This is a genomic window from Flavobacteriales bacterium, from assembly GCA_016124845.1.
In the GTDB taxonomy this organism is placed as follows: domain Bacteria; phylum Bacteroidota; class Bacteroidia; order UBA10329; family UBA10329; genus UBA10329.
This window is the reverse complement of the sequence record WGMW01000015.1, coordinates 1-21,037: the sequence shown is the minus strand read 5'-3', so window position 1 is coordinate 21,037 and position 21,037 is coordinate 1. Positions and strand designations below refer to the sequence as shown.

The 21,037-nt window shown below is 48.9% G+C and carries 18 protein-coding genes; 3 read left to right on the top strand and 15 right to left on the bottom strand.

Features of this window, described 5'->3' with window-relative positions:
- Positions 1 to 28 precede the first annotated feature (28 nt).
- The 5 genes from ccoG to ccoS all read right to left on the bottom strand — a co-directional run bounded on the left by ccoG (position 29) and on the right by ccoS (position 5,264).
- Positions 29 to 1,444 (bottom strand): cytochrome c oxidase accessory protein CcoG, encoded by a 1,416-nt coding sequence (gene ccoG / locus GC178_07190; protein ID MBI1287350.1) that lies wholly within the window; start codon positions 1,442 to 1,444, stop codon positions 29 to 31.
- Between the two features lie 107 nt (positions 1,445 to 1,551).
- Positions 1,552 to 2,403: a c-type cytochrome gene (locus tag GC178_07185; protein MBI1287349.1), complete on the bottom strand. Its 852-nt coding sequence runs from the start codon at positions 2,401 to 2,403 to the stop codon at positions 1,552 to 1,554.
- A 351-nt stretch (positions 2,404 to 2,754) separates the two neighbouring features.
- Complete coding sequence (locus tag GC178_07180; GenBank protein ID MBI1287348.1) at positions 2,755 to 2,946, bottom strand: CcoQ/FixQ family Cbb3-type cytochrome c oxidase assembly chaperone; 192 nt, start codon at positions 2,944 to 2,946, stop codon at positions 2,755 to 2,757.
- 12 nt (positions 2,947 to 2,958) lie between these two features.
- Positions 2,959 to 5,097 carry a cytochrome-c oxidase, cbb3-type subunit I gene (ccoN, locus tag GC178_07175; GenBank protein MBI1287347.1) on the bottom strand — a complete coding sequence of 713 codons (2,139 nt, stop codon included), beginning with the start codon at positions 5,095 to 5,097 and terminating at the stop codon, positions 2,959 to 2,961.
- Positions 5,098 to 5,102: 5 nt separating this feature from the next.
- Entirely contained in the window at positions 5,103 to 5,264 is a 162-nt protein-coding gene (gene ccoS, locus GC178_07170) for a cbb3-type cytochrome oxidase assembly protein CcoS (GenBank protein ID MBI1287346.1), read from the bottom strand.
- 112 nt (positions 5,265 to 5,376) lie between these two features.
- On the opposite strand from ccoS, the gene GC178_07165 reads away from it, so the two are divergent.
- A complete protein-coding gene (locus tag GC178_07165; GenBank protein MBI1287345.1) occupies positions 5,377 to 5,688 on the top strand; it encodes a hypothetical protein in 312 nt (103 codons plus the stop codon).
- A gap of 288 nt (positions 5,689 to 5,976) precedes the next feature.
- Here GC178_07165 and GC178_07160 read toward each other — a convergent pair whose 3' ends face one another.
- The 7 genes from GC178_07160 to GC178_07130 all read right to left on the bottom strand — a co-directional run bounded on the left by GC178_07160 (position 5,977) and on the right by GC178_07130 (position 15,642).
- Positions 5,977 to 8,412: an HAD-IC family P-type ATPase gene (locus GC178_07160; protein MBI1287344.1), complete on the bottom strand. Its 2,436-nt coding sequence runs from the start codon at positions 8,410 to 8,412 to the stop codon at positions 5,977 to 5,979.
- Positions 8,413 to 8,620: 208 nt separating this feature from the next.
- Positions 8,621 to 9,109, bottom strand: a complete 489-nt coding sequence (locus GC178_07155) for a cell division protein (protein MBI1287343.1) — start codon at positions 9,107 to 9,109, stop codon at positions 8,621 to 8,623.
- Between the two features lie 2 nt (positions 9,110 to 9,111).
- Positions 9,112 to 10,170 (bottom strand): response regulator, encoded by a 1,059-nt coding sequence (locus tag GC178_07150; GenBank protein ID MBI1287342.1) that lies wholly within the window; start codon positions 10,168 to 10,170, stop codon positions 9,112 to 9,114.
- Positions 10,170 to 11,720 (bottom strand): PAS domain S-box protein, encoded by a 1,551-nt coding sequence (locus GC178_07145; GenBank protein ID MBI1287341.1) that lies wholly within the window; start codon positions 11,718 to 11,720, stop codon positions 10,170 to 10,172. Before GC178_07145 ends, GC178_07150 begins: the two co-directional genes overlap by 1 nt.
- Positions 11,720 to 13,261, bottom strand: a complete 1,542-nt coding sequence (locus tag GC178_07140) for a YifB family Mg chelatase-like AAA ATPase (protein MBI1287340.1) — start codon at positions 13,259 to 13,261, stop codon at positions 11,720 to 11,722. The genes GC178_07145 and GC178_07140 overlap by 1 nt, the downstream gene beginning before the upstream one ends.
- A 5-nt stretch (positions 13,262 to 13,266) precedes the next feature.
- Positions 13,267 to 13,839: a D-sedoheptulose 7-phosphate isomerase gene (gene lpcA, locus GC178_07135; GenBank protein MBI1287339.1), complete on the bottom strand. Its 573-nt coding sequence runs from the start codon at positions 13,837 to 13,839 to the stop codon at positions 13,267 to 13,269.
- Between the two features lie 48 nt (positions 13,840 to 13,887).
- Positions 13,888 to 15,642 (bottom strand): hypothetical protein, encoded by a 1,755-nt coding sequence (locus GC178_07130; GenBank protein ID MBI1287338.1) that lies wholly within the window; start codon positions 15,640 to 15,642, stop codon positions 13,888 to 13,890.
- 122 nt (positions 15,643 to 15,764) lie between these two features.
- Here GC178_07130 and GC178_07125 point away from each other — a divergent pair, with 122 nt between their 5' ends.
- Positions 15,765 to 16,358 carry a DUF2064 domain-containing protein gene (locus tag GC178_07125; GenBank protein ID MBI1287337.1) on the top strand — a complete coding sequence of 198 codons (594 nt, stop codon included), beginning with the start codon at positions 15,765 to 15,767 and terminating at the stop codon, positions 16,356 to 16,358.
- A gap of 5 nt (positions 16,359 to 16,363) precedes the next feature.
- Here the strand turns inward: GC178_07125 and GC178_07120 are convergent, their stop codons facing one another.
- From GC178_07120 to GC178_07110, 3 genes are all read right to left on the bottom strand, one after another.
- Entirely contained in the window at positions 16,364 to 17,116 is a 753-nt protein-coding gene (locus GC178_07120; GenBank protein ID MBI1287336.1) for a hypothetical protein, read from the bottom strand.
- Between the two features lie 85 nt (positions 17,117 to 17,201).
- On the bottom strand, positions 17,202 to 17,918 hold the full coding sequence (locus tag GC178_07115; GenBank protein MBI1287335.1) for a hypothetical protein: 717 nt from the start codon (positions 17,916 to 17,918) through the stop codon (positions 17,202 to 17,204).
- Positions 17,919 to 18,005: 87 nt separating this feature from the next.
- A complete protein-coding gene (locus tag GC178_07110) occupies positions 18,006 to 19,949 on the bottom strand; it encodes an ATP-binding cassette domain-containing protein (GenBank protein MBI1287334.1) in 1,944 nt (647 codons plus the stop codon).
- Positions 19,950 to 20,043: 94 nt separating this feature from the next.
- Here GC178_07110 and GC178_07105 point away from each other — a divergent pair, with 94 nt between their 5' ends.
- The gene (locus tag GC178_07105) at positions 20,044 to 20,415 is read left to right on the top strand and encodes a DUF983 domain-containing protein (protein MBI1287333.1); all 372 of its coding nucleotides are present in this window, start codon (positions 20,044 to 20,046) and stop codon (positions 20,413 to 20,415) included.
- Positions 20,416 to 21,037: the final 622 nt, after the last annotated feature.

Genomic DNA, 21,037 nt, shown 5'->3' with positions numbered 1-21,037 from the left:
TCAACTTGTCAACTATTCTTCTTGTCAACTATCTACTTAACCCAGGTGCAGGGCCGATGAAGTTGGTCTTCACTTTCTTCAGCAGCTTGTCACCACTATAAATTCCTACCACAACTTTTGTCTTGCGGTCTTTGACCTGATCGCGTGGAACCTCCACAAACATAACGCCTTCGGTGGTTCCCTGTGCTTTGAGCGTTACTGAATCGCCTACCATTTTAATGGTTCCGAATCCGTTGATCACACGTAGATCGAGCGGCATGTCTTCAGCCGTTTTGTTGATCACTTTGAAGTTGTACAAATTCGTTATTGTGTTGTTCTCACCTTCCTGATAAAGCATGCCAGGTGTGCGGAGAACGGTGGCACCAATGTCAGAACGCGTAACGATCAATCCCACCATCACAATCATCAGAATGCTCAACACGGCCGTGTATGCTTTCAGCCGAAGTGTGAACTGAAACGGCTTTCCAGTAGAAATGGTCTCTTCGCTCTTGTAACCGATCAAAGCTTTTTCAAATCCGACCTTTTCCATCACCGTATCGCACGCATCCATACAGGCCGTGCAATTGATGCATTCCAGCTGCGTACCGTTTCGGATGTCGATGCCCGTTGGACACACATCCACACATTGATGACAATCGATGCAATCGCCTTTCCCTTCGGCTGCGCGGTCTTCGCCTTTGCGCCACTTGCTGCGGCCTTCGCCCCGTTTGTGGTCGTAGGCCACGATCATGGAGTTACGGTCAAGCATCACGCCCTGCAATCGTCCGTACGGACAGATGTTGGTGCAGACCTGTTCGCGCATTCTGGCAAACACTCCGTAGAAGACCAAGGTGAAAACAATGATCAGCACCAGACCAACGATGTGCTCCGCAGGCGGATCGGTGATGATGCTTATCAACTCATCTGAGCCGATGATGTATGCCAAAAACGTGTTGGAAATGAGAAACGAAACCGCCAAAAACAAGAAGTGCTTCAAGCCTTTCTTGCGGATCTTCTCTGCATTCCATGGCATGGCATCCAACCGCTGTTGGTGCTTCCAATCCCCTTCTATCCAATACTCAATTCTGCGGAAAAGCATTTCCATGAAGATGGTCTGCGGACAGAACCAACCACAGAAAATACGACCGAAGGCCACCGTGAACAGTACAATGAAAAGTACCGCAACGATCATGGCAAGACCGAAGATGTAGAAATCCTGCGGCCAGAAGACCTGTCCGAAGATGACGAACTTCCTTTGCAGGATGTTCACCATCAAAAGCGGCTCACCACCGATCTTGATGAACGGTGCCCCGAAGAGCACCGCAAGCAGAAAGTAGCTCAGCCATTTGCGGTAGTTGTAATACCTGCCAGCTGGTTTCTTGGGATAGATCCATTTTCTGTTACCTGTCTCATCAAGCGTTGACAGGTGATCTCTAAATGACCCTTCTTCGTCTTTCGTCTCCATTTCTCAGTCAATTGGGTCGGACATGCCGATGGTTTTTTCAATCTTTTTTGACCTCCTTTCCGCTTCGCGGTTCCCTCTTGCAAGGGAGACGTTGGGAGAGGTCCATTTCACTCCCCAGCATTGGCCGTGGCCGCTGCATCGGGAGCTTCCTGTACATCTGTAGAATCTGCTGGAGCAGCAGCTGGTTCAACAACTTCGCCCGACCACAGATCACCTTGCGGTTCTTTCGCATTTGGCGGATTAGAGCCTTGCAATGAAAGAACATAAGATGCCACCTCTTGGATCTGCCGTGGCGTAAGTTGCGATTCCCACGAGATCATACCCTTTGCAGGAACACCATATTTGATGGTCTTGAACACGTTTTTGATACCACCGCCATGCAACCAGTATTGATCTGTGAGGTTTGGTCCCACACCGCCTGGCATACTTCCGCCCGTGGCACCGTGGCAGGCAATACAAAGCGTTTGGAATTTCTCTTTGCCATTGGCGATAGAGGTGGCATCGGTGAGCAACTCTACGCTGCTTTCATCCACATTATTGGCCGAACTTGCCAAGAAGGCTGCCTTCTGTTCTTCGGCCACGGCCATTTCTGCCAAGTACTCTTCCTCTTGCGAAAGACCTCCTCCAAAGTGGTAATACGCAATGTAAACCACACCGAACACAATGGTGAAGTAGAACATGTACAACCACCAAGGCGGAAGCTTGTTGTCCAACTCGCGGATGCCATCATATTCGTGATCGAGCATGATGTCGCCTTCCTGCTCAACAGGAACGGCACCCGAAAGACTGCCCGTCCAGATGCTTTCGGCAACGGACTCTTCCACCGCCTCTTCTTGTTTTGATGTTCGCAAAGATCTGATGAGACTGTTCAGGTTGAACAGCATTCCCAACAGCACGACCAGTAGGAAGAGGTCAACGATGACCATGATCCAGAAAAGGCCGTCCGACATTTCGAACATGGGTTTCGCAGCGCTGGCATCGCCTTGGGCAAATGCCGATGCAGAAGTGAACAACAGACCTGTTCCAACAACTGCCGCCACGTTTTTGGCTGCTCCTTCCCACTTTCCTTTCCACAGTTCTTTATCAGAAAGCAATCCTTTGGTAACGCCTGCCACCACCCAAATGAGGATGAGCATGAGTATTGCGAATGACGCAAGCACCCAGAATACGGCCGTATCATTGGCCGAGACGATGTTCTCCCATGGAACAGGCACTTTCGATTCCTGCGCGTTTGCGCTGGTTGCCAACAGCGTTAAAAGAGCCGCTACAGGCAACTTGTATTTGTTTGTGAACCAACGTGTTTTCATATCTCAGTTTTTATTGGTTGAATCCTGACTGTCTTCCAATGGCAGCATGCTTACCTCATCGAAGTAGGACTTGCTTTGCTTGAACACATAAGCGGCAACCACCAAAAAGAAGGTGAAGAAGATGATGAAGGAGAGAACAGGATAGATGTCGATCCCAGCGATCGTCTCCATATGATGTTTGATGAACTTTAACATGACCTTTATTCTTTATTGAGTTACCATGGCCGCTTGTGCGTCCTTCACTTTAATGTCTGTTCCAAGGCGCTGGAGATACGCGATCAACGCCACGATCTCGGTCTGCGGAAGCACCTCAATGTTGTCCTTCTTCAAGTTGTCAGAGATCTTTTGTGCTTGTGCCATCAGGTCGTCAACCGCCACTTGGTCGTAGCCTTCATCGTAGGGTACACCCAAGGTCTGCATGACCCTGATCTTATTCGGAGTTAGCGATGTGCTCAACTCATTCTCAAACAACCAAGGATAGGATGGCATAATGGTTCCTGGCGACATGGAGGATGGATCCCACATGTGGTTGTAATGCCAGCTGTCGCCATACTTACCACCAATACGGTGCAGGTCAGGCCCTGTTCGTTTAGAACCCCACTGGAACGGGTGATCGTAAACGAATTCCCCTGCTTTGGAGTATTCTCCGTAGCGCTCGGTCTCGCTGCGGAAAGGGCGTACCATCTGCGAATGACAGTTGTAGCATCCTTCGCGGATGTAGATGTCACGGCCTTCCAACTCAAGCGGTGTGTAAGGTTTCACGCTGGCAATGGTTGGAACGTTGCTTTTCACAAGCATGGTGGGAATGATCTCAATAATTCCACCGATGGCAACGGCCACCAAACTGAACACTAACATCTGTACGGGTCTGCGCTCAATAACGCGGTGCCAACCCTCATTGCCATGAGAAGTGTATTCTTTGGTCAACGGTACTGCTGATGCCTCTTCCTCGGCCTGGAAAGTACCTTGGCGCATGGTGGCGACCAGGTTGTAGAGCATGGTAATTACCCCAATGATGTAGATACCACCACCGAATGCTCTTGCCGCATACATCGGTTTGATCTGCGTAACGGTTTCCAAGAAGTTAGGGTACTGAAGAAACCCTTCGGCCGTAAACTGCTTCCACATCAAACTCTGGGTAAAACCTGCCCAATACATTGGCAACGCATAGAACAGAATCCCAAGCGTACCGATCCAGAAGTGGAAATTGGCCAGTTTGTCAGAATAGAGCTTGGTGTTCCAAAGTCTTGGGATGAGATAGTAAAGGATGCCGAACGTGAGGAATCCGTTCCATCCCAGACCTCCAATGTGCACGTGGGCGATGGTCCAATCGGTAAAGTGACTGATGGCGTTCACATTTTTCAGCGAAAGCATCGGACCCTCAAAGGTGCTCATACCATAAGCGGTCACCGCCACCACCATGAACTTCAGCACGGCACTTTCGCGGACTCTGTCCCACGCACCACGCAGGGTAAGCAGACCGTTGAGCATACCGCCCCAGCTCGGAGCGATCAGCATCAGCGAGAAAACCGTTCCGAGGGTCTGTGCCCAATTTGGCAATGAACTGTACAACAGGTGGTGCGGGCCCGCCCAGATGTAAATGAAGATCAGCGCCCAAAAGTGAATAATGGAAAGTCTATATGAATACACAGGTCGACCTGATGCCTTCGGAATGAAGTAATACATCAACCCCAGATAAGGCGTGGTCAGGAAGAATGCCACCGCATTGTGGCCATACCACCACTGCACCAGCGCATCCTGAACACCTGCGTACCAGCTGTAGCTTTTCAAGAAAGAAACAGGAAGCTCAAAGCTGTTCACGATGTGCAGCATGGCCACCGTGACAAACGTGGCGATGTAGAACCAGATGGCCACATACAAGTGGCGTTCCCTTCTTTTGAGAATGGTCATGAACATGTTCAGACCGAACACCACCCAAACCAGCGCAATCGCGATATCGATCCACCATTCCAACTCCGCATATTCTTTACCAGTGGTGATTCCGAACGGAAGCGTGGCCACGGCCGAAAGAATGATCAGCTGCCAACCCCAGAAGTTGATGTTGCTCAGCGCATCGCTCCACATTCTCGTTTTCAGCAGTCGCTGCAATGAGTAGTAAACGCCCATGAAGATGCCATTCCCTACAAAGGCAAAGATCACCGCGTTGGTGTGCAACGGTCGTATCCTACCGAAAGTGAGGAACGGTGTCAAAAAATTGAACATGGGATCCACCATCTGCAAGGCAGCGGTAAGACCCACCAGCATACCGATGATGCCGAACGCCATAGTAGCGAAGGCAAACTTTCGGACGATGCCATTGTCATACTGGAAGGTTTCCTTTTCCATCTTGATCATTTATTGGTTTCTGAAGATTTTTTGTCGTCAAATAGAATGCGCATGGCCGGTGTCTCATCATCATCGAACTGCCCATTGCGCACAGCCCACAGAAATGCTCCCAAGAAGCCTGCTGCGGCCACAATACTTACAGCTATTAGTAGATAGATCACACTCATTGCAGGCACAAAAATGCCCAGTGTCCGTTAGGCACCTGCTGAGTGCGGTCACAGATGAAACTGATCGATGTCAGAAACCTGAAAATGAGGTTGAAATATTCAAACACAATTAATGAGAATCTTCAAAAAGTCCCTTCCAACGAGGTCTTATCAAAGCGATTTTGATGCTAACTTCAAGTCCTCATGTTTCCGTTGGGGTCACTTGTTCTTTGTGCTTGCCAAGATTCCTCCGTACGCGCATGGCAAGGGAGAGTTTAGCCGCCCCTACAACAGTACTAATGGAGTGCCCGAAAGTGTTGGACTGATGATTCTTATCGCCTGCATCGTCTTTTTCGGCTATGTGGCCTTTCGGGTCAACAAAGGCTTAAAGAAAAAACCCTCCAAAAAAATTCAAAAGCACAGGAAGAAGAACCTAAGAAACTAAGAATTACCCGCTCTAAACTTCCCTTTATCTATCCGAAAAGGCAGCCTACCATTTTTCAAAGACATCTTTCCGTTTATCCTCGGCTGCTTTCCTTTTTTCTAAGGCTTACTTTCCATTTTAACGGGCAGATTACAATTTTTCAATGGCATACACTCGTTAAAAAAAGGCGGATTACCATTTTTCAAGGGCGTCTCATCGTTACTCAAGGTCATCTTTTCGCTAAACAAAGGCTGCTTTTGTCGTTGATGACAGCTCCAACCGAAAAGTATGGGCTATAGAACCTTCTCCTCACCCCAATTTCCGCTTCGCCATCAAAGCCGTGGTCACCGTTGTAAACAGCACCACCGAAACGGAACTCAACGGCATGAGAATAGCAGCCATTACGGGCGAAAGCATTCCTTGTACGGCAAAAGAAAGTCCCACCAAGTTGTAAAGAAGAGACAGTACAAAAGCCCCAAGAACCACATTGCGCGATCGTTTGGCCAGCTTGATCAACTGCGGAAGTTTTTGGAACGAATCTGCGGTCAGAATTCCATCCGAAGCGGGCGTAAACTGACTATTATCCTCAGCAATGGAAATACCGAAATGCGCTTCGCGAAGTGCACCTGCATCGTTCAGTCCGTCACCGATCATCAGCACTTTTTCGTGACCATCTTCCTGCTCATGCTCAACCCATTCACGCTTCTGGTGCGGGTCCATCTCAAAATGCATGTGCGATGGATCAATACCTGCGATAACTTCATTACTCAAAGCAGCCGCTTCCGAATCGTTATCACCTGATAAGAGCGAGATACCGTACTCCGCTCCAATAGCATGCACCGTTTCCTTCAATCCAGGTCGGTAACTGGTGGTAAAATCAACCCGTGCCCAAAGCACGCCATCTATCAGAACGGCCGTTTGTCCCATTCCGTGATGTTCCGATTTCCATGAGTTGAACTTCTTCCGCTGTTTCTCCTCCAAACGGTTCGGGTTCTTCAGTTCCACCAATGTTCCGTTCACCATTCCGTAGATGCCGACACCCGCATTTTCGGCAAAACCGACCACCTGCTGCTGTGGTGCGTTCGGAAACGCAGCCGCAAACGTTTTGCTGAGCGGATGCAGCGACTGCCGCGCGATATTCACCAGTGCCTCCAACTGGTCCTCGGTCAATTTCCGTCCAGAGAAATTCACGCTCCCTTTTTGGCGGATGGTAATCGTTCCTGTCTTATCGAAAACCACCTGGGTTATCTCTCCAAGCTTCGCGATAGCTTCTACCGAACGAACAAAGAATCCATTTCTACCGAAGTGCCGCATCATACTTCCGTAGGTGAACGGAATACTCAACGCCAATGCACACGGGCAGGCCACAATTAAAACCGCAGTTGTTGTGTTGACCCAATTGACCGGATCCACAATCCACCAATAAATGGCCGTAATGGCTGCAATGGCAAGCACCGCTGCGCTGAACCATGAGGCCACCTTGTCCGAGAAACGGATCAATGGCGAAAGATCTTCCTTTTTGGTCGTCTCCGAACTGTTCCAAAGCGAAGTGAGATAACTGGACGAAACGGGTTTGAGCACACGCAAGCGGATGACCGAACCACGGTTCTTACCTCCCGCATAAATGCGATTTCCCTCCGCTTTCGAAGCTGGCGCAGCCTCGCCCGTCACAAAACTGTAATCGATGGAAGCCTTATCTGAAAGCAACTCGCAATCGCACGGGATCAGCTCATCATTGTGTATCTGGATCTCATCTCCTTTCAGCAGATGCTTGATCATGATGGCATCCACGGTTCCATCTTCGCCAATTCGATTTACGGCAATTGGAAAGAACGAACGGTAATCGCGCTCGAACGAAAGTCCCGAATATGTTTTGGCCTGATACCATTTTCCGACCAACAGAAAGAAGATGAATCCCGCCAGCGAATCAAAGAATCCAGGACCGAGACCCATTACGATATCGTACGAACTACGGAAGAAAATGGCCAAGATGCCGATGGAAACAGGCACGTCCATGTTCACATGACCGGCCTTCAGACCTTTGTAGGCCGAAACCAGATAATCGCGCCCCGCGAAAAGCACCAGCGGCAACGCCAGCACCAGATTCAAGTAATTGAACAGCTGCGACCAGTTCTCTTCCAATTCCTTCCCGCCCAAAAGGTATTCGGGAAAGCTGAGCAGCATGATATTTCCGAAGCAGAAACCAGCCACACCCAAACGATAAAGCAATGCCTTATCTGTCGTTGGCCTGTCGTCTTTCTCTGTCGACTTCTGAAGATTGAGATTGGGCGCATAGCCGATGGAATGCAGCAGTTGCACCAATTCACGAAGCGAAACCTCACTCCTATTAAAAAGTATGTTCGCCCGCTTCTTTGGGAAGTTGACCTCACAGTTCTTTACACCAGCGTTCAGTTTTTCCAACCGCTCCAGCAGATACACGCAGGCACTGCAATGGATGGCGGGCAACTCAAACGTGATGCGCGCCATGTTGCCATCCGAGAAATCGAGCAGACTTTCCTGCACTTCCTCATTGTCCAAATAGGCCAGTTCTTGATCCTTTGCCACATCAGGCCGAATGCCCAACGGCCCGTTGGCGTACGCCTCATCCAACCCCACATCTTGTAGCAGCTGGTAGACCGTACTGCAACCGTTGCAGCAGAATTCGTGACCATCGTGATGGATGATCTCATCCACGCAAGGTTCGCTACAATGGTAGCACGTAGCAGTTTGGGTAACTGTTGACATGGATGGGTTTTACGGCAACAAAGGTTAAGCTAAGTTACCGCATCCGCTTGATGGCCATCAAACGGAAAACTGAGGTTTGTCAGGATGACCTCCCCCAACCCCTCCTTACCAGGAGGGGAGCGAGCCCCTCTGCCTTCGGCATCTCCCCAAAGGGGAGAATGGACTCTCCGAACAAACGCTTTATACAGTGGAGGAACGAGACGGATTCCTAAGAATCAATCTCCAGAAGCTTCTTCCATCTACCACTTTCCGAAAATTCCTTGATTGTCTGATTCCGAATTTCCAGTAGGTTTCTCATATAGTTTTCCAAGAACAAATCATCCACAATCCTGCCGAGAAACCCCAACGGACTTTCATATTCAAAGACATCTTTCATGATTGTTTTTCCTGAAGTTTGGGAGAAAGAAAAATGATGGTCATGCCTGAACCATTTAAAAGCTCCATGAACCATCTCATCAACAAAAGAATTTGGTCGATTGAACTCGGTAATTACCGATGTCAACTTTTGGTAAATACCAAAATGCTTGGCTCGCCAAGTAACTGTTTCACCCAGCTCAATCAAACCAGAAGTCCGTCCAGCGATGGCTTCTTCGTTTGTGTGTTTCGTTGAGATTTTGTGTAAGTCTATGCTTCGAGACAAATCGAAAACCACATTGATATCTGCTTCGATAATTGTGGTCAATTCGATTCTGGGCATTCCTAAAACCGATAATTCTTCAGCGCCTGAATGTTCAGGACCTTAATGTCGCGGCCTTTGGAACTGATGTAACCGTCTTCTTTGAACTCTGAAAGGGCGCGGATAACGGTTTCGGTGGCCGTTCCAACAATGCTTGCAATATCCTCGCGCCCGAGGCTGATGGTGAAATCATCGCGATGCTCTGCATTGTACTTCTCATACACTTGAACCAATGCATTGGCCACGCGCTTGCGCACCGAACTGTATGCCAGCTCGATGAGTTGTTCCTCTTTCTGTAAAATATTGTCTGCCAGCAACTTGATGAAATTGCTGATGACCTCTGGGTTGGAACCCATCAGATGGTAAAAGTCATCCTTCGGAATGAGCAGCACTTCTGCATCATCGATCACTTGGGCCGAATCGGTGTAATTGTCGTGTTCTAAAAGGGCCGTGTAACCAAAGAAATCGCCAGCGTTGTAAAGCCCAGTGATGTATTCCTTCCCGTCCTCATTCATCTTAAAGGTCTTCACCTTTCCCTTGTTGAGGAAATAGAGAAAAATGGGGGCATCGCCTTCTCTGAAAACATGCTCGCGGAGTGCATAATGCTTTACACGATGGTTCTTGGTGATCTGCTCCACCACTTTGCCCGTGGCCGTGGCCATGAACCCTTGAACGCCCAAGATGGTTCGTTCGGAACCTGCTTTCATGGCCGCACTCTTCTTCAGTCGCATTTCCACTGCATCCAACAGGTCGGTCTCCTCAAAAGGCTTGGTAATGTAGTCGTCAGCACCCAAGCTCATGCCTTTGCGCATATCCACGGTTTCAGACTTTGCCGTTAGGAAAATGAACGGAATTCCGAGCGTCTTCGGGTCTTTGCTCAGAATGTGAAGCACTCCGTAGCCATCCAATTCGGGCATCATCACATCGCAAATAATCAGGTCGGGCGATTCGCTCTTCGCTGCCGCCACGCCCTTCTTGCCATCTTCGGCAGTTACCACATCGTAATTGGCCAATTCAAGAATCTCCGCAATGTTCTCGCGCATCTCTAAATTGTCATCGATCACAAGTATTTTCTTTCCCATTATTCTGCTGCTGGATTATTCCTCGGTAAGGTGATCATAAAAGTAGTTCCTTCATTCAATTTACTGGTAAAATCAATGCTCCCGCCCATCAATTCCACGTGTTTAGAAACGATGTTCAATCCGAGACCCGTTCCTTGAATATTCGTTGCGTTTTTGGCGCGGAAGAACCGCTCGAACAAGTGTTTCTGTTCCTCTTCTGGAATGCCGATCCCTTTATCGGAAACCCGAATGGTCAACTGCGAATCCGCCAGTTCCACGGTCAGGCCGATCTCTGCATTTTCCTTGCTGTATTTTACCGCATTTGACAGCAGATTGAAAAGGATGTTGCGGAGCAGCTGCGGATCGAGCACTACCACCGACCCTTCACCACAGTCGAGCTGAATGGTCTGACCAGATTTGGTCATCGCCCCGATGTCCTCTACCACTGAGCGCACCACGTCACACATCTCAAATTCTTCGGGCCGATATTGGACCTTTCCTGCTTCGAGTTTTTCCAACGAAAGGAAATCGTTGAGGATGGATGTCAGGTTTCGGATGGAATTCTTGATACGGCCAACGTGCTTGCTCACCGATTCCATATTGCCTGCCTCGGCATGTCGGCTTACCAGATTGACCGAACTGAGCACCGTGGCCAACGGTGTACGGAACTCGTGTGAGGCCATCGACACAAACCTTGATTTGAGTTCGTTCAGTTCGCGTTCTTTTTTCAACGCGTTGATCATATCCTGCTCGGCTTGTTTCTGCTCGGTGATGTTCTTTTCAACCAACAGCACGCGGTTCACGCCTTCTTCCTCATCGTACAGCGGAACGGCCGACATGATGTAGGTATGGCCTCGCGATACGATCTCGAAACTGCGTGGCAGTCCTTCAAAAACGCGGTTCAGTTCGGTCTGCACCTTTTCGCGGAATTCTTTGGGCAGCAACGAAATGTAATTGAGACCGATGACCTTCTTTCGGTCAATTCCACTTCGTACAAACTCTCTTCCCTCCGCGAAGATGTAATTCAGTTCTCTGTTCAGCACATTGATGGTCCCATCTGGAAAATTCTGTGCGATGAGCGTGTAGAGATGCTGACTTTCTTCCAATGCTCTTACGGCCGCATTCAGCTCCTGCGTGCGTTGGCGCACACCTTCCTCCAGCTCTCTGTTAATCTGTAGGATCTTGTCCTCGGCTTCTTTTCGGGTGGTGATGTCAGAAATGAGCGCAACCACGCGCAGCTCGCCATCAAACTGGGCATGATTCAATGAAACTTCGACAGGAATTAAATTGCCTTCCGCGTCTTGCGCGCTAAGCTCCATTCCACTCCCCATTGTCCGTTTCTGTGGGTGTTTCACATAATTTTGCCGATGGTTCGCATGGATTTTCCGAAGCGCGGAAGGAAGCAGTTCATCCACATTCATTCCTATCAATTGCTCCATGGGATATTTAAAGAGCTTGACGGCAGAAGGATTTGCCTCCACAATGACCCCGTGTCTATTGGCCACGATCATCGCTTCGGTAACGATCTCGTAGACCAGTTTGTATAGGTCGTTCTCGTGAATTTTTTTCATCAGCCTGCCCAGTTCTGTCGGTCCAAACTTCGGTATTGTATGGCCTCGGCCAAATGTTCAGGTCGAATATCATCCGAATTTTCAAGGTCTGCAATGGTTCTTGAAACCTTAAGAATCCGATCGAATGCGCGGGCAGAAAGTCCCAATCTGTCGGTGGCCTTCTTCAGCATCTCTTTTCCCGAATCATCGATCTTGCAGACCTCTTTCAACAATTTCGTCCCCATCATGGCATTGCTGTGCACCTGTGGGTTGTTCTTGAACCGTTCGATCTGCTTTTCGCGTGCTTGTATCACGCGCGCTCGTACTTTCTCACTTTTCTCCGCAGGGCGAAAATCTGCCAACTCATTGATCGGCACGGGCGTCACTTCCACATGAATGTCGATGCGGTCCAGAAGTGGCCCCGAGATCTTGTTGAGGTACTTCTGCACCACGCCTGGAGCGCAGACACAATCCTTCTCAGGATGGTTGTAATACCCGCACGGACACGGATTCATCGAAGCGACCAGCATCAAACTGCTCGGATACTCTACCGAAAGCCGTGCACGCGAAATGGTCACCATCCGATCCTCCAAAGGCTGGCGCATTACTTCAAGTACAGAACGCTGAAATTCTGGCAGCTCATCTAAGAACAGTACACCATTATGTGCAAGAGATATTTCTCCAGGTTGCGGAATCTGCCCGCCACCGACCAAAGCCGCATCGGAGATCGTATGGTGCGGACTTCTGAACGGCCTTGTGGTCATTAAAGATGTGCTCGAACCCAGATTGCCAGATACAGAATGGATCTTGGTTGTTTCCAAGGCTTCTTTCAGCGAGAGCGGAGGAAGAATCGATGGCAGTCGCTTGGCAAGCATGGTCTTTCCCGCCCCTGGCGGACCGATAAGCAGCAGATTGTGGCCTCCCGCAGCCGCAATTTCCATGGCGCGTTTGATGTTCTCTTGCCCTTTTACATCGGAAAAGTCGAGGTCGGAATCGTTCAGTTGCCTGTAAAATTCCTCGCGTGTGTTCACAACCGTTTTATCCAACGGCATCTTGCCATCGAAGAAGTGGATCAGTTCCTGAATGTTCTCAATCCCATACACATCCAGATCATCTACAATCGCAGCTTCGCGCGCATTCTGCTTTGGCAGGATGAATCCTTTAAAGCCTTCTTCGCGAGCCTTGATGGCAATGGGCAACGCGCCTTTGATGGGTTGCAACCCACCATCGAGCGACAGCTCTCCCATGATGATGTAATCGGACATGCCGTTCGATTTTATCTGCCCCGAAGCAGCGAGAATTCCTGCGGCAATGGTCAGGTCGTATGCGGAACCTTCCTTCCGCAGATCGGCAGGTGCCATGTTGATGGTGATGGTCTTGCCAGGAACATGATAACCTACATTCTTCAGCGCAGCGCGAATACGCGATTGGCTTTCCTTTACGGCATTATCTGGCAGGCCGACCATGTAAAAATTAACGCCTTGACCTGCCACATTGCTCTCTACGGTGATGATGTGAGCATCGACCCCATAAACAGCACTTCCGTAGGTTTTGACAAGCATTGGTATTAGGTTTCCTGTTCAATCAGCATCACCAGAATGTGAATGACCTTGATATGAATTTCCTGGATTCTGTCTGAGTAGTTGGAATGGGGTGCACGGATCTCCACATCGCAGATTTTTGCCAATTCGCCACCGTCTTTTCCTGTTAGTGCGATAACATGCATTCCTTTCTCCTTGGCCGCCTTTGCCGCGTTGATCACATTGGCCGAATTGCCCGATGTGCTGATGGCCAAAAGCGCATCATACTGCTTTCCGAAACCTTCCACAAAACGGGAGAAAACGTGCTCGTAACCGTAATCGTTGGCGGCACACGAAATGTAACCCGGATCGGAAATGGCCATGGCGGGAATCGGTTTGCGCTCATCGCGGAAACGACCGCTGAGTTCTTCGGCAAAATGCATGGCATCGCTCATGGAGCCACCGTTGCCGCACGAATAGATACGTCCTCCCAACTTCACGGAATTGACCAACAGGTTGGCCGCTTTGCGAATGGCCTGAAGGTTTGCAGCATCGCTCATGAACTCTTCCAGCACACGTGCAGCTTCCTGCAACTCCTTATCTATCTTCTCCAACGACATGGCGTTGAAAGTAAGAAAACAGCGGTAATCTTTTGTTAGAAAAATGCGCTACAATTGTATCAAGCGCTTCTGCGTTTCGATATCGAACGAGCGCAACAGCAGTTCTTCTTCGGTGAATTCGGCAGGGCGACCGTCTTCCACCACATGCCTATCGCTTTCAGGTTTCAGAATTTCGAGTGCCAACCCTTTGAATTTGGTCTGCACGGCTCCGAGAAAATGTTGTCCGAAAACGGTGTGACCTCCTTCATACAGCTGTAGCTGGTACTCTTCATAAGTGGTGATGTAACCGCAATACGCGTTGGTGTAAGTGGAACAGACAACCTCTGTCACACCACGGTCGGCAAGGATCTCAAGCAGCGAATTCTCCAGGCGCTGGCCTGCAATGGTTGTGATCTCTGCGGGAATTCCTGCCAAGGCCAAGTTTCCGATAATGACCAACTGGATTGGCAGCACCTGCGGAATCCACGGTTTTTCGCCCAAGCTTCCGTTGGCGTGGAACCGCTTGAACTGACCGACCGCTGGATCGGCCCACGCTGGAACGACCAAATTCTTGATGTCGCGTGTACCGAGAATTCTTCGGTCATCCGCCTCTACAAGAATATCTTTTGGGCCTTGCGTAAGGTACTTGAGGTGAATCCGTTCAGCCTTGTCTTTCGGTTTGAACGGAGCCGCTGCCAATTCATACGCTTTCTGCGCTCTGCACAGCGTTCTTGCCAACGCACCTACTGCTGGTGGCATGCCAGGACCTTCCTTGGTTCCTTCGAAAAACGAAACTCCATGACATGCAGGACCCGTGCGGGCATCTTCCTGTCCGCGGGCGAATTCCCTGTCAACGATCACCTTTCTGAAATCGACATAGGTAAGTGCATAATCGATCTGTAGCGGAAGTTCTTCTTGCTTCTTGGCCGACTTGAAAAGATCGTGCGCGTGCTCAAACTGAATGTTCCCATTGAATTTGGCACTTTCGAAATCGTCCTCAAACTTGCCACGCGTCCACTTTTTTTTGCGGTCCCATTTGTAGTTGGGAGTTACATCGCCCGTCTTCCGCTGCGCAAAAACAGAAATGAATTTGTCTTTCTTGCGTTTGCGCACCTTGTTCTCATGATACTTGGCCGCATAGCCTTTATTGTCGGAGCAAATGCGATGATTGTCATTGCTCAAACTGGTGGTATGCACCCCGAACCAGTTCCATGATGCGATCGGGTTTCCTTCCAGATCATCCACGCGCATCAGCAACATGTTGCGGTCCACCGCTTGGTTGGTTTCTTCCTTTTTGAGTTTCGTTTTTACTTCAGGATTGGCATTGTACGCATCCAACGAACGGTTGTAGGCCACTTCCTTATCGGCCGCCACTTCGCCCCGCGAAAGTTTAATGGCGGCAGGTTGGAGATTTTCCGCAGCGGTAACGATCGCCTCCACAATTCCATCCACCACCTTTTGGTAAACCTCTGGCACAAACCCAGGAATGGACATGTTGTAGAGCCCGAAGTGCGAATAACCGCCAGGTGCGCTGTGCGTGTGCTGCGCGGTCAGCATCACCGCATCTTCGGTAAAACCCAGATGCTCGTGCTTTCGGTTCAGTTTTTTCATCACGCCACGCTTAATGGCAATGGTGATGAAGCATATCTCGGCATTGACCAACGCCACCTTCTTTCCCGTAGTGGTATCGCGAATAACCATGGCCCGAGCAAACAGGTCGGTTTCCACTCCTTTGACAATGTTGTAATACATGCCATACCCCATCATCCCTACACCGAGCTTGAACGCGGTGATGTCGGCTTTTGCAACGCCTACTTCGTACATGTTCCTTAAAGTGTTTTTGTAGATCTGCGCGTAATGCGAAGACTGCTAAAAGTAGAAACTATGCATGCATCTGATAAATGTCAATTGAAATTTTTCGGTCTTTTGACGATAACCTGCAACAAATGCAACAGAATCGGCATCTCATCGTCTTTGTGAAGAACCCCGTTCTCGGAAACGTGAAGACGCGTTTGGCCACCGATATTGGAAATGCGAAGGCCTTGGAGGTTTATATGCAACTGTTGAAGGTCACTCGAAATTCAGCCGAAAAGGCCAATTGCACGCGGCATGTTTTTTATTCGGATGAAATTGAAAGCGATGCATGGGATGATGATGCCTTCAACAAATTTGTGCAGGAAGGGAACGACCTTGGCAAACGGATGAAGAATGCCTTTGAGCAGATCTTTGCGCTGGGCGCGGAAAAAGCTGTGATCATTGGAAGCGACTGCCCTGAACTTACCACTGAGATCATTGAAGAGGCATTCAATATCTTGGAGCTGAAAGATGTTGTTCTTGGCCCAGCAAAGGATGGCGGTTACTACCTGTTTGGGATGAAAAGGCTGCTACCCTTTCTGTTTGAAGGCAAAGAATGGAGTACCGATTCGGTTCTATCGGAAACCATTCAAGACCTGAAAGAAAACCGACTTTCATACGGAATGCTGACCGAACTTTCCGATCTGGACACAGCAGAAGACCTTTACCTGCTGGCCGAAACATGAACCTATCAGTTTTCGCTTACCCGTTGAATGAACGTGTAGATCGCGCCCCACAAGAGGCCGATGAGTGCCAATGCCAGCGAAACAATCCCTGAGATCATTCCTGCCAAGGCAAAACCACGGCCGCGTTTTTCGCCACGTCCCGTTTCGCGCAGCCCAATAATTCCTGTGACCATGGCAGCGATGCCGAAGAAAAGACCAACGAGGGCAAATATCCACCAGAAGGCGATTCCGCCAGAGAAGATGAACGAGGTAAGGAAAGCAAGGCCCGTTATTACCAGACTCAGCCCAATAACTCCCAATCCCGTTGAAACAATACCAAGCACCGACCATCCGAACTTCTCATCTTCCACACCTTGAAAAACCGCTCTGCGCAACTCTCCATTCAACTTTTCCTTCTTCAGTTCTTTGAATGGATGAAGCAACGCCTCACTCACGTTGGAAGGGTCCGATTTTCTGGTCTTCACCACAGGCTCCTCTTCTACGCTTGCCACAAGAACATCCGATGCAGCGGGCTCGTCATTCTGCTTCGTTGCATTAACCTGTTCCACAGGTTTCGTTTCCAATGGTTCCACCGAGAGGTTCTGTTGCTTCACTTCGGCAACTTCTGTTACCGTTCGGTGATTCTTTTTATTCAAAACCTCGACATGGAAACCAGGTCGGTATCTGCGTTTCACAATATCAATATTGCCACAGGACGAAACCAGCAATCCAACGAGGACGATCAAAACCAGTTTACCGCTAATATGTTGAGCTTTCATATTTCAGATCTGATACTCAAAAATACACCAAATAAAAAGCCCGCTCCATGGAGCGGGCTTTGCAATAACTGATTTTCACTATTTCCTAATTCAGAACGAAAATCGCAAAGAATATCGCTCCCACAATGATAGCAAGCACGCCCAGTCCAGCCCCGATTATTCCGAACAACATTCCCATTTTAGACTGAGAGGAAGACCCGCTGTTTTTCTTGTAAAGAATGGAGAATGTAATGGCCGCTCCGCCAAGCAGGATGGCAAGAACAGCAGCTCCCCAAACAAAACCCGTAAAGAACACAGCGGTAAGGAATGCAAACAGCAATGCCATGGCTCCGAACGCCAATGAACCGATCCCTGTTCCGAACGAGACCCACTTCATCCACTCTGTGCTTGCCACAGGCGAAGGTTTCTTCATCTCGTGCTCAATGGTTCTCATTCTGTCCTTGAAACTCATTTCCTTGAACTCAGGCGAATGAAGCTGTTTCTTCATGCTCTCCTTTTTCTCCGCTACCGCACTGAAGTTGTCAGAAGGGGTGTTTTCCGTGCTTGCAGTAAGTTCTTCCGAAGGCTTTTCTGAGGCAAGCGTTGGCTGCTTCGATTCCATCGGTTCAACTTTTTCCGCATGCCGAGCATCTGCAACTTCAGGTTCTTCCACCTCATGCGATTTTTTCTGCTTCTTCGAAATATCTACATGAAATCCAGGACGGTATCTGCGTTTTACGATGTCGATGTTGCCACATGATGAGAACATCAGCCCAGCAGAAAGTACTGCCAAGAGCATTTGCAATTGAAGATTTCTTTTCATGACCAAGTGATTTTTCTGATTTGAGAGCGAAGTTACCAAAGTGCTGTTGCCAGCAATTGACGAATGACAGGATTTTTCAACCGCAGGTTATTGATTACTCAACTCGTCCCAACTGTGCAAAGCACTCTCCCACTCGGTCATCTTGGCGTCCAACTCGCTTTGCTTCTGCTGATATTCCTTAAAGACATCACGTTCTTCCAACGCTTCTTTGTAAGCTGCCGCATCCAGCATCAGTTCATCCAGATCGGCAATCTGCTGCTCGATAATGGCAATTTCCTTTTCCAGCCGTTCGGCCTTGTTCTTTGCGTTGCGAAGTTCCTTTTCCTTGGCCTTGCGCTCCTTATAATCCTCCTTGCTCTGCGTTCTGGATTCTTCCTTTTTAGGAACTTCCACCTTTGGTTTTGAACTGAATTCCTGAATACTTTCTGCCTTCACTTTGGCCAAGAACTCGTACACATCGCCAATATGTTCCCGCACGTTCTTGTCTTTGAACTCGTAGACCTTGGAGGTCAGTCCGCTGAGGAAATCACGGTCGTGCGAAACGATGAGCATCGCTCCGTCATATTTCTGCAGCGCCTGTTTCAGCACATCTTTGGAATGCATATCGAGATGATTGGTCGGTTCGTCCAACACCAACAGGTTCACAGGTTCGAGCAGAAGTTTGGCCAATGCCAATCGGCCGCGCTCACCACCCGAAAGCACGCTTACTTTCTTATCCACGTCCTCACCGCTGAACAGGAATGAGCCGAGAATATCGCGCAATTTTGTGCGGATGTCGCCCCGTGCCACATCATCCAATGTTTCCAGAACGGTTTTGGAACCGTCCAGCGTTTCGGCCTGATCCTGCGCGTAATAGCCCATCGTGACGTTGTGGCCCAATTCAAGCTTTCCTGTGTGGTCCAATTCTCCTACAACGATTTTTGAGAATGTGGTCTTGCCCTCACCGTTCTTGCCGAGCAAGGCCACTTTTTCACCACGGTTAAGCATCAGATCAACGTTGCGCAGCACTTCCTTATCTCCATAACTCTTGCTTACGCCTTCCGAAAGAACCACCACTTTACCTGAGCGTGGCGCTGGCGGAAATCGCAGTCGCATCACCGAAGTATCCACCTCCTCCACTTCTATCCTATCCACTTTCTCCAACGCCTTGATGCGGCTCTGGACCTGTGTTGCTTTTGATGCCTTATAGCGGAAACGCTCAATGAACTTCTCGGTGTCGGCAATGAACTTCTGCTGATTCTCGTAAGAGGCCTTCTGCAGTTCAATGCGCTCAGCGCGCTGCTTCACATATTTGGAATATGGAACCTTGTAATCGTTAATTCGCCCAAGTGTGATCTCAATGGTCCGATTGGTCACGTTATCCAAAAATGCGCGGTCGTGCGAAACCAGAAGAACGGTTCCGTTGTGATCCTTCAGAAACTCCTCCAACCATTGGATGGAAAGGATGTCCAAGTGGTTGGTCGGCTCATCCAGCAGCAGAACATCTGGCCGTTGCACAAGAATTTTGGCCAACTCCACACGCATCTGCCAGCCACCGCTGAATTCTTCCACTTTACGGGTAAGGTCACTTCTTAGGAAACCGAGGCCAAGTAGGATCTTCTCGACCTCTGCATCGGCCGTGTCGCCACCCAACAGGCTGAAACGCTCGGTAGCCACCGTCATGTCGTGGATCAGATCCATGTACGAATCGGTCTCGTAATCCGTCCGTTCTTCCAATTCTTTGGTGAGCCTTTTCACCTTGGCGTCAAGTTCTTTCAACTCTTGAAGCGCACCGTACGTTTCCTCAAAAATGGACTTGCCCAATTTCGGTTTGATGTCCTGAGAAAGGTAACCGATGGTTGTCCCGCTGGGTTTGGAAACGTTGCCCGATTCGGGTTCCAATTGCCCCGAAATAACCTTGAGCATGGTCGATTTTCCTGCACCGTTCTTCCCAACAAGACCGATCCTGTCTTTGGGATTGGCAAGAAAAGAGATGTTATTGAACAGGAATTTCCCGTTGAATTGAACTGAAACCTGGTTGAGTGAGATCATGCCGCAAAAGTGCGGAATTGCTTTGGGTTAAGTGACCTGAATCGCAGTTGAAATTTGTAGGAATGAGTTCCTTTGTCGCCTCAATCCACTAAGAATGAAAACTTCCATCCTATCAAGCGTTTTCAAGAACAAATGTCCACGCTGTCATGAAGGTGATCTTTTCCTTACCAAGAATCCTTACAGCTTCACCAATTTGGACAAGATGCCCGACAAGTGCCCTGTCTGTGGACAGAAATATTGGATCGAGCCAGGATTCTATTACGGAGCCATGTATATCAGCTACGCGCTCACAATCGCATTGAGCGTGGCCATCTTCGTGGCCATGATCGTGCTCTGGCACTTCGACATTAAGTGGTACTTAGGTCTGAACTTTACCTCCATGCTCATTCTGTTCCCGCTGATCTTCAGACTATCGAGATCCATTTGGGCGCATATTTATATTAAATCAAATGTGAAAAATCGTTAATCCCTCTATATCCGCTGGCAGTAGGCACTAGCATGTTCCAAGCGTTGTACTTCCATACAGTTTCCTGTCAATATTGATTCTCGGCAAATGCTTTGCACTCATTTCCAAAATGCATAACCTACTAATTTGAAAATTAATTTTCTTTCAACCGAAGACAAAGACTGGCGAAGCACATTAGAATGTTACATACAAGGAGGTGATTCTTAAAATCATTTTCACCAATCCTCACTCGTCAATCTTAGTCTTAATTTGAAGCCCATAAAACTTCATACTATCACCGTTTTTTCTATAACTTTTGTCTCAGAAAAATTCATATTTGTTGAGACGTTGACAAAATATTCGGACAGTCTTCATGAATCTCCCCTTCGGTATACTTTTAAAAATTTGGGCACTATGAAAAATATTTACCTCTTACCCTTAGCATTATTTCTGGCAATGACCGCTCATAGCCAAAACGTAGGCGTGGACGTATCGACCCCCTTACAGAAGCTTGATGTCGCGGGCGGTCTGCGTATCGGCAGCACCTCCAACGGGGTGGCAGGTTCCATGCGATGGGACGGTACCAACTTCCAGGTGCATGACGGTTCCCAATGGATCACCTTCGGGGCGGGGACAGACCATG